Here is a 12826-nt window from a genome sequence, read left to right as displayed (position 1 = left end):
TGCGTTGCAACTTGGGGTGGGACAGCCCGGCGGGCGTCTGGGCGGCTATGCCGCCCAGCGGGAGCAAGCTCCCTCGCCACAACAAGCGCCTTGCTACTGCGAGCGTCTTTGCTACAGGGGGGTCAGGAACCGGCGGTGAGTTTCCCGGCGATCTCATCCTTGATCAGCAGGCGTTTTTCCTTGAGTTTCTTCAGTTCGTCGTCTGCGGCAGCGGCAGCTTCGGCCTTGAGCACCTGATCGTCGATGCTGGTGTATTTGTCGAACAGCGCATTCAGGTGGGGGTCACTGGCCCGACGCTGCTGAATGTCTTCTTTACTACAGCTCAGGTCCTGGTAAAGGTCGTGGGTCACCGGCATGGAACACCTCCGTGGTTGATCGGCAGCAAGGGCGTCATCACGCCCCCGCCGGTTATCAGAATGGCCTCGCCGGACCGGGTCTGTCGACCGCCAATCAGACCAGCGGTAACCGTTCGTCGCCACTTTTGCCCTGGATCAACGTCCGCCCAGCGCTTGGGCAAGAAAGGGCGCGGTGCGGCTAGTGCGCTGCTTTGCCACCTGGTGCGGGGCGCCGCAGGCCACCAGGGTGCCGCCCTGGTCGCCGGCACCAGGGCCGATGTCGATCACCCAGTCGGCCTGGGCCACCACGCGCATTTCGTGCTCCACCACCACCAGGCTGTGCCCGGCCGCCACCAGTTTGTCCAGTTGCTCCAGCAGACGGTCCACATCCCGTGGGTGCAGGCCGGTGGTGGGCTCGTCCAGCACGTACAGGGTGGCGCCCCGGGCAGTGCGCTGCAGCTCGGTGGCCAGCTTGATGCGCTGCGCCTCACCGCCGGAGAGCTCGGTGGCCGGCTGGCCCAGGCGCAGGTAATCCAGGCCGATGTCGCGCAGCACTTCCAGGGCACGGCGGACGCCCGGTTGTTCGGCAAACACCGGCAAGGCCTGCTCGACACTCAATTGCAGCACCTGAGCGATGTTCAGGCCCTGCCAGGTCACGGCCAGGGTCTGGGGGTTGTAGCGCGTGCCATGGCAGGTCGGGCACGGGGCGAACACGCTGGGCATGAACAGCAGCTCGACGCTGACAAAGCCCTCGCCCTCGCAGGCCGGGCAACGGCCCTTGGCCACGTTGAAGGAAAACTGCCCGGCGTCGAAGCCCCGCTCCCGGGCCTCGTCGGTGGCGGCGAACAGCTTGCGCACCTGATCGAACAGCCCGGTGTAGGTCGCGAGATTGGAACGCGGGGTACGACCGATGGGTTTCTGGTCCACCTGTACCAGGCGCTTGATCTGCTCCATGCCGGCCACCACCCGCCCGCCGCTGCTGACCGGTGCGTCGTCCGCCAGGTCCAGCTCCGGCGCCTCATCGCTGGCCGAAGCCTTGCCCAGGTGCGCGCCCACCAGTTCCAGCAGGGCCTGGCTCACCAGGCTCGACTTGCCGGAACCGGAAACCCCGGTCACCGCGGTAAAGCAGCCCAGGGGAAACTCGGCGTCCAGCTCCTTGAGGTTGTTGCGGCTGATACCTTCCAGCCGCAGCCAGCCCCGGGGCGGGCGCGGGGTACGCCGGGCCGGGGCCTGCTCGGGAAACAGGTAGGCGCGGGTCTGGGACTGCGCCACCTCGGCCAAGCCGGCCGGCGGGCCGCTGTACAGCACCTGGCCGCCACGCTCTCCCGCCGCCGGGCCCACGTCCACCAGCCAGTCGGCACGGCGCATGGTCTGCACATCGTGCTCCACCACGAACAGCGAGTTGCCGGCGGCCTTGAGCCGCTGCAAGGCCTCGAACAGTGCCTCGGCATCCGCCGGGTGCAGGCCTGCCGAGGGCTCGTCCAGCACATAGATCACCCCGAACAGCTGCGAGCCCAGCTGGGTCGCCAGGCGCAGGCGCTGCAACTCACCGGAAGACAGGCTCGGCGTGCTGCGCTCCAGGGCCAGGTAGCCCAGCCCGAGGTCGGTCAGGGTGCTGACCCGCTCCAGCAGGTCCTGGGCGATGCGCTGGGCGGCCAGGCGCTTTTCCAGGGACAGGTTCGGCGTATGCCGCACATCCGGCGCGCCGCGATGCTCCGGGGCGCCCTGGGCATGGCGCTGCTGACGCGCGGCACGGGTCTGGGCGTGGCTCAGAACCGGATCATCGGCGGGCGCCTGCTCCAGGTAATCTGCCGCCGCCACCGGCCGCAGCACCTCGGCCAGTTGCAGCAGCGGCAGGCGCGCCAGCTCGCCGATATCCAGCCCGGCAAAGGTCACCGCCAGGGCCTCGCGCTTGAGCCGCTTGCCCTCGCACAGCGGGCACGGGCTGCCGCGCATGAATTGCGACACACGCTTTTTCATCAGCGCGCTCTGGGTGTGGGTGAAGGTGTGCAGCACATAGCGCCTGGCGCCGCTGAAGGTGCCCATGTAGCTGGGTTCCTGCTTGCGCTTGAGGGCCTCGCGGGTCTGTTCCGGGGTCAGCCCGGCGTACACCGGTACTGTGGGGGTTTCTTCGGTGAAGAGGATCCAGTCACGCTGCTTTTTCGGCAGTTGCTGCCAGGGGATGTCGACGTCGTAGCCCAGGGTCACCAGGATGTCCCGCAGGTTCTGTCCCTGCCAGGCCAGGGGCCAGGAGGCCACGGCGCGCTGGCGGATGGTCAGCGAAGGGTCGGGAACCATGCTCGCTTCGTCGACCTCATAGACCCGCCCCAGGCCATGGCATTCCGGGCAGGCGCCCTGGGGCGTGTTCGGCGAAAAGTCCTCGGCATACAGCATCGGCTGCCCCGGCGGGTAGCTACCGGCCCGGGAATAGAGCATGCGCACCAGGCTCGACAAGGTGGTCACGCTGCCCACCGAAGAGCGCGTGCTGGGAGTACCGCGCTGCTGTTGCAGGGCCACCGCCGGCGGCAGGCCGTCGATGCGGTCGACATCCGGCACCCCCACCTGGTCAATCAGGCGCCGGGCATAGGGCGCCACCGATTCGAAGTAGCGACGCTGGGCCTCGGCATACAGGGTGGAGAACGCCAGGGACGACTTGCCCGAGCCCGACACCCCACTGAACACCACCAGCGCATCCCGGGGAATGTCCACGTCGACATTCTTCAGATTGTGCTCGCGGGCGCCGCGCACCCGGACAAAACCGCTGGCTGGAAAGGACGAAGGGCTCGCCTGGGAAGCATCGGAGGGGCTACGGGAAGCAGTCATGAACCAGCCTTATGTCGAGAACCGCGAACAGTCGAAGCGCGATCATCACACAAGGTCCGAGGCCCGAGGCAAGCCCCGCGGAAGATCGACGCGCGTACCCGGGGTTCGAGCCTCGCCCCCGGCGCAATGTTCCCTGGCGCTTCAGCGACCGTGCTGGCGGCGGGCTTGCTGCTCGGTGCTCAGGCGGGTGTGCTGGAGGTCGTAGCGCAACTCGGCAATCAGCTCCGACAGCGCCCGGGAGCTGGTCAGGCCGCGGGTGGCGATGCCGGTGACCAACAGGTCGACGCGCCCGCTGGCGGGGTCGCAGATGCGCACAGTCATGGCCCCGTCGTGGCCGACGGTGCACTGGCAATGCAGGGGCAGGAAGCTGGTTTCAACGATTCTGCGCAGTTCAAGGGTGGAGATCACGGCGGAGCATCCAAAAAAGGTTGAGAAGAAAAACCGCGCAAGACGACGTTTGTTGTTATGGGATCAGGCGGTCGATGCCCCTGTCCTTGGTCAGCAGAAAAAACGTACAAGTTCATTCAACTTCATGCAGCGTAGAAGTTTGACGCCAGTTTGTCGTCGCTCCCTGGGGATTTTTATGCGCTGCTTCACACTTGGCGCCAGGCGCCGCTCAGGCCTCCAGCACCGAACGCACCATGGCGCTCAGGTCTGCAGGCCCATAGGGCTTGCTCAGCAGGTGGGTGTCGGGGCTGAGCTGGTGGTTGCGCGAAATCATGTCGCGGGTGTGCCCCGAGGTGAACAGCACCGCGATCGGCGGTGCCTGGGTCTTGGCCCAGGTGGCCAGGTCCGTGCTCTTGATCAGACCGGGCATCACCACGTCGGTGAAGATCAGATCGACCTTGAGCCCGTCCAGCAGCAGTTGCATGGCAGCGTCACCATTGCTCGCGGTGCGCACCCGGTAGCCCTCGTGTTCGAGCATTTCCACCGCGGCGCTGCGCACCTCGGCGTTGTCCTCCACCACCAGGATGCTTTCCTCGCCACCGCCCGCCCGCTGACCCGGGCGCGGCGCCTGCTGCAGCGTAGGTTCGGCACTGCGGGCAAAGTACATCTGCACCCGGGTGCCCTGCCCCGGGCTGCTGAAGATCTCGATATGGCCGCCGCTCTGCTTGACGAAACCGAACACCATGCTCAAGCCCAGGCCCGTGCCATGACCGTCGGCCTTGGTAGTGAAGAAGGGTTCGAAGGCCTGCTTGAGCACCTCGGCGGGCATGCCCGGGCCATCGTCAGCCACACTCAGGCACAGGTACTCGCCGGCAGCGATGCCCTTGCCGGCGCAGAAGCGCGAATCCAGCACCTGGTTCTCGGCGCTGATGAGGATCCGCCCCTCGCCGCCCAGGGCATCCCGGGCATTGATCGCCAGGTTGAGCACGGCGTTTTCCAACTGGTTGCGATCCACATGGATGCACCAGGGCTCGGCGGGCAATTGCACATCGATGCAAATGGTTTCGCCCAGGGCCCGCTGCAGCAACTCCCCCAGGCCCTCGTACAGGTGCCGCGGGTTGTAGCTGGCCGGTGACAGCGGCTGGCGCCGGGCAAAGGCCAGCAGTTGGTTCGACAGCTTGGCGCCGCGCTCCACCGCCGTCAGCGCGGCGGCTGTGCGCCGCTGCACATTGGCGTTGCCCGCTTCGTGGCGGGACAGCAGATGCAGGTTGCCGGCGATCACCTGCAGCAGGTTGTTGAAATCATGGGCCACGCCGCCGGTCAGGCCGCCAATGGCTTCGAGTTTCTGCACCTGGCGCAGTTGCTCCTCGGCGCTGAGCCGCGCGTTGACCTCCTCCAGCACCCGCTGCTCCAGGTTGCGGGTCAGTTGGCGCAGGGCTTCCTCGGCGATCTTGCGCTCCTGGATATCGATCAGCACCCCGGGGAAACGCAAGGCCTGGCCCGACTCGTCGAACTCGCAACGGCCGCAGGCCAGCACCCAGGTGTAGCTGCCGTCCTCGCGGCGCACCCGGTATTCGGCGTTGTAGGGCCCGCCCTGGGTCACGCTGTACTGGGCCAGTTCCTTGATGCGCGGCAGGTCATCGGGGTGGATGCGGCTTTCGGTGATATCGATCGGCAGGTTGTCCAGGGGCTGGTCCGCCGGGTAGGAAAAGGTCCGGGCAAATCGCTCGTCGCAAGACAGCACGTCGGCCTGGACGTCCCAGACGAAGGAGCCCAGCAACGCACCGGCATTCAGCGCCAGCTGCACGCGCTCGTTCTCCGCCCGGTAGGCGGCCTCCGCGGCCTGGCGGCGGCGCTCGGAAATCACATGGCCGGTGGTTTCCACGACAATGGCGATGACCCCGGCCGGAGCCTGGTCGTCCCCCGCCACCGGGCTGTAGTAGAGGTCCATCCAGACGTCTTCCGGCACCCCGTTGCGCAGCAGCACCAGTTCCTTGTTGTGATAGGACAGGGTGCCGCCGCTGAGGCAGGTGTTCACCACCCCGCGGTTGAACTCGGCGACCTCCGGCCAGCCCATCTCCACGGCGCAGCCCAGCAGGTAGGGATGGCGGCCGCCGGCGAACTCGGCATAGGCATCGTTGTAGATCATGTAGCCCAGGGGGCCCCAGAGCATCACCATCGGCAGCGGCGAGCCGAGCATCAGCTGCACTGTGCTGCACAGGCTGTGGCTCCAGTGCTGCAACGCCCCGAGGCTGGTGGCGGACCAGTCGAAGGCACGGATGCGCTCGGCCATCTCGCCCTTCCACCCCTGGCACCCGTGATGATCAGATAAGAACGGCATGAACGGACTCTACGAAAAACGTGGCACAGCGTGGGTTTTCAAGAGGCAGCAACGCAGCCTCCAGAGCCTTTGAGCACGGTGCACGCGGATGGTTTCACCAGGGCCGGGATCGGCTTCGCCACTGGTCGGCCATGCCGCCGGGCAACGCCCTTCGCGCGACTGAAAAAACAGAATAGGCGATGGCCCGGGTTCCAGGCGGACGCCGACAGGCGCCGCCTGAAAAAGAGCGGATTGCCCGCTCCCTGCCCCTCAGTCGGTGCCGTATTTCGGCGAACGCGGACCGTACAGCAAGCCGGTGCGTTGCCCGGCCGACAGCAGACGCTGGCTGGTGATGCCGGCAATCGGATGGCCGGCGTCGGTGCTGGTGTTGATGATCTGCTTCACCGCAGCGGTGATCAGCATGCCCACCAGGCCACCGTTGTTGCCGTTGTTGCCTTCCTCACTGGAGGCGCGGGCGCTGCCGGTCCACAACGTGGTGCCAGTCTTCAGGTCCACCAGGGTGGCGCTGGCGGTGACCACGGTGGCGCTGCTGATCAGCATGTAGCTGGTGCCGTATTCCTTGACCGTGATGTACAGGCCGGCGTCGGCGCCGAAGATCTCGTTGAGCTTGGCCGGCGCCAGGCCGTGGATGTCCGCCGGGTTGGTCAGGCCGTTATGGCGGAAGGTTTCATCCACCACCGCGATCGGCATCACGTAGTAACCGGCTTCGGCCAGGGGAAAGGTCACCTGGGACAGCATGCTGTAGGTGGCCTTGATGTCCGGCGATTCATTGAGCGGCGGCAGCACCAGGATCGACTTCGGCCGGGCCTGCTTGTAGGCCGAGTAGTCCACGCTCCTGGGCGCGGCGCAGCCCACCAGCAGGCTCACGGCCAACAGGCCCAGCAGGTTGCGCAGGGTCATCAGGCTCATTGGGCGGCTCCCTTCTTGGCGTTCTTGAGCAGGAAGTCCATGTACGAGGCGGATTCGGGGAACAACGCCTTCTCGGTATTGAACTGCTGCACCATCTGGTCATCCTTGCCCAGGCTCGCGTAGAGCATGCCCAGGTGGGCGTGGTAGCCCGGCGGCACGGCCTTGCCGGTGGACTTGATCTTCTGCAGGTCGCGCTCCAGGGCCTCGACCTGGGCCTCCCGGGCCTCCTCGCCCTTGAAGTACTCGTAGGTCTGGGTCTGGTAGGTTTCCCACTGGTACAGCGTCTTCGGCCCGCTGCAACCGGCCAGCAGCACACAGCCCAGCAAGGCGCCGGCCATCATTAGCCGCGCCATCATCGTCTTCGACATGCTTGCACTTCTCCCTGTCAGCTGTGTGATCAGCGGCCCGGTTTCCAGGCGCCGGCGTCGATGGCCTCGACCATGCGGTTGACCGCCTCGCGCATGGCCAGGTCGAGGACCTTGCCGTTGAGGGTCGAATCGTAGGCAGCGGTGCCGCCGAAGCCGATCACTTCACGGTTGGACAAGGCGTACTCGCCAGCGCCCTGGGTCGAATAGACCACTTCGGAGGTGCTGATGTTGACGATGTTCAACGCCACCTTGGCGTAGGCCACCTGGGTCTTGCCGCGGCCGAGGATGCCGAACAGCTGGTGGTCGCCGGTTTCCTTGCGACCGAACTCGGTGACATCGCCGGTGACCACGAAGTCCGCGCCCTTGAGCTTCTGCGCCTGGCCCTTGATGGCCGCTTCCTGCTGGATCTCGCCCATGTTGTCGCGGTCCAGCACGCTGAAGCGGTTGGTCTGCTGCAGGTGGGTGATGAGGATGGTCTTGGCCTGGCCGCCGAGGCGGTCGACGCCATCGGAGAAGATTCCGCGCATGTAGCTGGAGCGGTTGTCGAACTTGCCCACGGCCATCGGCACCCGGGCTCCGGTCCATACCTGGCTGGCGCTCTGGACCTTCTCCACCGGCAAGGCCCGGGAGCTTTCCGTGGCGCAACCGCTCATGCCCGCCAGCACCGCCAGTGCTACAGCGGACAACATCAACTTCGAGATCACTCTCACTCTATGTTCCTTCTTGAGTATCCATTTGGGTGCACTGTCTAGATGCACTTGCGCCCTGCCGCACGTCTGCGGCCCCAGTCTGTGCAGGCTCGAAAGTCGTCGGCCGAGCGTTCTGAAACTTGATGCAGGGGGCATCATCGGCGGCGATTATGCCAAAGCGCCATCAGTGCGAAAAGGAATAAAAAACCTTGGCGTCATTCTGTAACCATTGCCACAGACTCGGGGGATAGCAAAGCGGCAGGCCACTGCCGATCCGCGTTTCGTGTAGCCGCTGCCGCAGGCTCGGGCCGCGCTCGGACGAACGGCTTGGGCGGCATTGCGACGCAGCAGACGCGGCGGTCTTGAGGACGCCGGGGTTCCGGCGGGAGACCGCCAAGCAAGGCCCTGCGGGCCTTTTCGCAGCCTCGCCCGGGCTCGGCAGCGGCTACATCAGCGAAAGTCGCGGCTGCGTACGTGAATGCCATCCAGCAGCGGGCTCAGGTCACTCAGGCGCCCGGCAATCAGGTGGCGCACCTCGCCCTCGGTTTCCAGGGTGCCGTCGACCTTGAGCAACTGCGCGCCCACCAGCACCCGGCGCTGGCGCTCGGCCAGGTCGCGCCAGACCACCACATTGACGTTGCCGAACTCGTCTTCCAGGGTCACGAAGGTCACCCCGCTGGCGGTGCCCGGCCGCTGGCGCCCGGTGACCAGCCCGGCCACGCTCACCGAACGCCCGTGCTCCACCGCCAGCAAGTCGCGCGAGCTGCGGCAGCGCCGGGCCGCAAGCTGCGGGCGCAGCAGCGCCAGGGGGTGCGGCCCGAGGGTGGTACCCAGGCTGTGGTAATCCGCCTGCAGGTCTTCGCCGACACTGGGCCGGGGCAACGCTACCGGCGCTTCCTCCTGGCTCGGCAGGCCGGCGAACAGCCCCAGCTGTCTTTCCACCCCGGCCACTTCCCAGCGTGCCCAATAGCGATCCCCGGCCAGCGCCTGCAAGGCGCCGGCATCGGCCAGCAATTCCTGGGCGCGGACATCCAGGCGGGCCCGCTCGCCCAGGTCGGCGATATCGACAAAGGCCCGTTGCCGGCGGGCACGTTCGATGCGCCGGGCATCGTCCTCGCGAAAGCCCTTGATCATCCGCAGCCCCAGGCGCAGGGCCGGCTGCCCGGTGGGGGCATTTCCAGCGCGTGCAGGCTGGGCAGGAATCGGCTCCAGGCTGCAGTCCCAGTCACTGGCGCCCACATCCACCGCAAGAACCTGCAAACCATGGCGCCGGGCGTCCTGGAGGATCTGGTCGGGGCTGTAGAAGCCCATGGGCCAGCTGTTGATCAGGGCGCAGGCGAAGGCCGCCGGTTCGTGGCACTTGAGCCAGCAACTGGCGTAGGTCAGCAAGGCGAAACTGGCGGCATGGGATTCGGGAAAGCCGTAGCTGCCAAAGCCCTTGATCTGCTCGAAGATCTGCGCCGCGAACTCGTCGCTGTAGCCGTTCTTGCGCATGCCTTTGCGCAGCCGTTCGCGGTGCGGCTCCAGGCCACCGTGGCGCTTCCAGGCGGCCATGGAGCGGCGCAACTGATCGGCCTCGCCCGGGGTGTAGTCGGCGGCGACAATGGCGATCTGCATCACCTGTTCCTGAAACAGCGGCACTCCCAGGGTGCGCTTGAGCACGCCCTCCAGCTCCGGAGACGGATAGGTTTCCGGCTCCTGGCGGTTACGCCGGCGCAGGTAGGGATGGACCATGCCGCCCTGGATCGGCCCGGGCCGGACGATGGCCACCTCGATCACCAGGTCGTAGAAGTTCTGCGGCTTGAGCCGGGGCAGCATCGACATCTGCGCCCGGGATTCGATCTGGAACACGCCAATGGTGTCGGCGCGGCCGATCATTTCATAGGTGGCGGGGTCTTCAGGCGGAATCCTGGCGAGGCTGTAGCGCTGGCCGCGGTAGCCGTGGATCAGGTCGAAGCAACGGCGGATGGCGCTGAGCATGCCCAGGGCGAGGATATCCACCTTGAGCAGGCCGACCATGTCCAGGTCGTCCTTGTCCCACTGGATCACCGTACGCTCGGCCATCGTCGCGTTCTCCACCGGCACCAGGTGGTCCAGGGGCTGCTCGGAAATCACGAAACCGCCGGGGTGCTGGGACAGGTGCCGGGGAAAGCCGATCAACTGCCCGGTCAGGCTCAGGACCCGGCGCAGCACCGGGCTCTGGGGGTCGAACCCGGCCTCCTGCAGGCGCTCGACACTGGGCGGCGTATCACTCCAGTGGCCGCAGCAGTCGGCCAGGGCATTGACCTGATCCGGCGGCAGGCCCAGGGCCTTGGCCACATCCCGTACCGCCCCGGCACCGTGGTAGGTGCTGACCACCGCGGTCAGCGCTGCGCGATGCCGGCCATAGCGCTGGAACACATACTGCAGCACCTCTTCGCGGCGCTCGTGCTCGAAGTCGACGTCGATGTCCGGTGGCTCGTTGCGTTCGCGCGACAGGAAACGCTCGAACAGCAAGGTCGAGCGGTCCGGGTCGATCTCGGTGATGCCGAGGGCGAAACACACCACCGAGTTGGCCGCCGAGCCCCGGCCCTGGCAGAGGATGTGCTGGCGCCGGGCGAAGTCGACGATGTCGTGCACCGTGAGGAAATAACTCTCGTAGCCCAGGTCACAGATCAGCGTGAGCTCCTTGTCGATCTGCTTCAGCACCTCGGCCCGGGCACCAGCGGGCCAGCGGCGCACGATGCCGCGCTGGGTCAGCACCCGCAGCCAGGACCCGGCATCGTGGCCCTCGGGCACCAGCTCCCGGGGGTATTGGTAGCGCAGTTGGCCGAGGTCGAAAGCGCAGCGCCCGGCGATGGCCAGCGACTCGTCGAGCAGGGCCTGCGGGTACAGGCCTTGCAGCACTTCGACGGGCCGCAGGTGGCGCTCGCCGTTGGCGAACAGGCGTTGCCCGGCCTCGGCCACCGGCAGGTGATGGCGGATCGCGGTCATGGTGTCCTGCAGCGCCCGACGCCCGCGCACGTGCATGTGCACATCGCCACAGGCCACGGCTGGCAGCCCCAGTTGCCGGGCCAGGGCCAGTTGCTGTTGCAGGTGCCGGGCATCGTCCTGGCCGCAATGCAGCTCCAGCGCCAGCCACAGGCGCTGGGGGAACACCTGCTGCAACCAGCGGCCCTGGGCCAGCGGCTCGCCGGCGCCCGTCAGCCATAGGGCCAGCAGCCCCGGCAAGGGTTCGGCGAAGTCCTCGCGCAGCAGGCGATAGCTGCCCTTCTCGGCTCGGCGCCGGGCCCGGGTGATCAACCGGCACAGGCCCTGGTAACCCGCCAGGTCTTCCACCAGCAGCACCAGCCGCGGGCCGTCCTCGACCTGCATTTCACTGCCGACGATCAGCTTCAGGCCGCTGTCGCGAGAGGCCTGCCAGGCCCGGACAATCCCCGCCAGGGTGCACTCGTCGGTGATCGCCAGGGCCTGGTAGCCCAGGGCCTTGGCACGCTGGAACAATTCGGCGGCACTGGAGGCGCCGCGCTGGAAGCTGAAGTTGGACAGGCAGTGCAGCTCGGCGTAGGCGTTCATGCGAACCAGCCCTGCAACAGCAACGGCCCGGGCTCGCCCACCTGACGATAGGCCCAGCCTTGCTGGCCGGCGGCGGTTTCGATCAGGTAGTAGTCGCGGCGCACATCGGCACCGTCCCACCAGCCGGACTCGATCCGCTCCGGGCCCATGAGGATGCGCACCGAGCCCTCGCCCAGCACCCGGGGCTCGGTGAACAGCCAGCCGGGGCGGCGCAGCCCGGGGGTGGCCGGGCACGGGCGCGAATCGGTCTGCGCCTGCCAACTGCGCTCCGGGCGGTGATCGGCGCGATGCCCCAGGCCCTGCACCGCGTCATCCCCCAGGCGCGCCCGCAGGCGTTCGCGCAACTGCTCCCAGGGCAGGTTCTGCTGCGGGCGCTCGTCGAACAGCTCGCTGTGCCGGGGCACGAACAGCGGCAGGTCCTCGGCCACCAGCCGCAGGTTGCGCACCGGCGCCGGCACCTGGATCTGTTCCAGGCGCCCGCGGGCCAGTTCGAACAGCATCGCCGGGTCGCGCTCGGCGCTGAGCAGCCCCACCGGAATCAGGGTGTCGGCGCCTTCGGCGTGCTCCAGGTGCAGGGCAAAGCGCTGTACGCCACTGTCGCGACCACAGAGAAAGGCCGCCAGATCCGCGGTGAGCCGGCGCAGGGGAAACAGCAGCGCTTGATGGGACTGCACATCGAAATTCAGCTCGATGCGCAGGTCGAAGCGGTCCGGCGGCTGATAGAAGGCCAGCCCCAGCGGGCGCTCGCCGAGCAGGGTATCCAGGTGCTTGAGCAAGCTGCCGTCAAAACGCCGGGCCAGGCTGGGCCGGGGCAGCTCCCGCAGTTGCTGGAAGCTGCGCACCCCCATGCGCGACAGGGCCGTGGCCTGCTCCGGGGCCAGCCCCAGGCGCTCGATGGGCATGGCCCCCAGGGCCTGGGCCAGGGCCTCGCAGTCGGCCACCGCCAAGCCGTCATAGGCATTGGCCAGGACCCGGGCAGCCGCCGGATTGGGCGCGGCGACGATCCGGTGGCGAAAGCCCAGGGCCTGCAATTCACGGCGCAGGCGCGCTTCCAACTGCGGCCAGGGGCCGAACAGGCCCAGGCTGGATTCGATCTCCAGCACCAGGGTGCGCGGGTAGGCGACGCTGACCTGGGAGCTGAAGCCATAGGCCCAGGCCGCAAGAAACTGCTGCCAGTGCTCGATCTGCCGGGGGTCGTATTCGGCGCTGGCAAAGGCCTTGGTCAGGGCCTGGGCGGCGGTCAGCGATTGCCCGGGGCGCAGGCCCAGTTCGCGAGCGGCGGCGTTCACCGCCTGGATCACCCGGCGCTGCGGGGTGCCACTGAGCAGCGCCAGGGGCGCCTCGGGCTCGGCGCGCTGACGCAAGACTGCGTCCAGCGCCAATTGCGGGAACAGGATGCACACCCAACGCATGCCAACC

The 12826-nt window shown here is 67.4% G+C and carries 9 protein-coding genes; all 9 read right to left on the bottom strand.

Going from position 1 to position 12826, the window contains the following annotated elements; all coding sequences use genetic code 11:
• Positions 1 to 122 precede the first annotated feature (122 nt).
• Positions 123 to 356, bottom strand: coding sequence for a DUF465 domain-containing protein (locus AC1RL5_RS00790; protein WP_015636110.1), 234 nt, complete (start codon positions 354 to 356; stop codon positions 123 to 125).
• Positions 357 to 491: 135 nt separating this feature from the next.
• A complete protein-coding gene (locus AC1RL5_RS00785; protein ID WP_492589042.1) occupies positions 492 to 3158 on the bottom strand; it encodes an ATP-binding cassette domain-containing protein in 2667 nt (888 codons plus the stop codon).
• Positions 3159 to 3299: 141 nt separating this feature from the next.
• Positions 3300 to 3566 carry a DUF1652 domain-containing protein gene (locus AC1RL5_RS00780; protein WP_011061967.1) on the bottom strand — a complete coding sequence of 89 codons (267 nt, stop codon included), beginning with the start codon at positions 3564 to 3566 and terminating at the stop codon, positions 3300 to 3302.
• A gap of 208 nt (positions 3567 to 3774) precedes the next feature.
• A complete protein-coding gene (locus AC1RL5_RS00775; protein ID WP_123577991.1) occupies positions 3775 to 5886 on the bottom strand; it encodes a hybrid sensor histidine kinase/response regulator in 2112 nt (703 codons plus the stop codon).
• A 249-nt stretch (positions 5887 to 6135) separates the two neighbouring features.
• Positions 6136 to 6786 carry a DUF799 domain-containing protein gene (locus AC1RL5_RS00770; RefSeq protein WP_169893267.1) on the bottom strand — a complete coding sequence of 217 codons (651 nt, stop codon included), beginning with the start codon at positions 6784 to 6786 and terminating at the stop codon, positions 6136 to 6138.
• Between the two features lie 5 nt (positions 6787 to 6791).
• Positions 6792 to 7163, bottom strand: coding sequence for a DUF4810 domain-containing protein (locus AC1RL5_RS00765; RefSeq protein ID WP_492589043.1), 372 nt, complete (start codon positions 7161 to 7163; stop codon positions 6792 to 6794).
• Positions 7164 to 7192: 29 nt separating this feature from the next.
• A complete protein-coding gene (locus AC1RL5_RS00760) occupies positions 7193 to 7852 on the bottom strand; it encodes a CsgG/HfaB family protein (RefSeq protein ID WP_015636114.1) in 660 nt (219 codons plus the stop codon).
• Positions 7853 to 8302: 450 nt separating this feature from the next.
• Positions 8303 to 11407, bottom strand: coding sequence for an error-prone DNA polymerase (locus AC1RL5_RS00755; RefSeq protein WP_492589044.1), 3105 nt, complete (start codon positions 11405 to 11407; stop codon positions 8303 to 8305).
• Positions 11404 to 12819 (bottom strand): Y-family DNA polymerase, encoded by a 1416-nt coding sequence (locus tag AC1RL5_RS00750; RefSeq protein WP_072449921.1) that lies wholly within the window; start codon positions 12817 to 12819, stop codon positions 11404 to 11406. Before AC1RL5_RS00750 ends, AC1RL5_RS00755 begins: the two co-directional genes overlap by 4 nt.
• Positions 12820 to 12826: the final 7 nt, after the last annotated feature.

Source organism: Pseudomonas sp. GW822-FHT06D10 (assembly GCF_058799535.1).
This window is presented reverse-complemented; position numbering and strand designations above follow the sequence as displayed.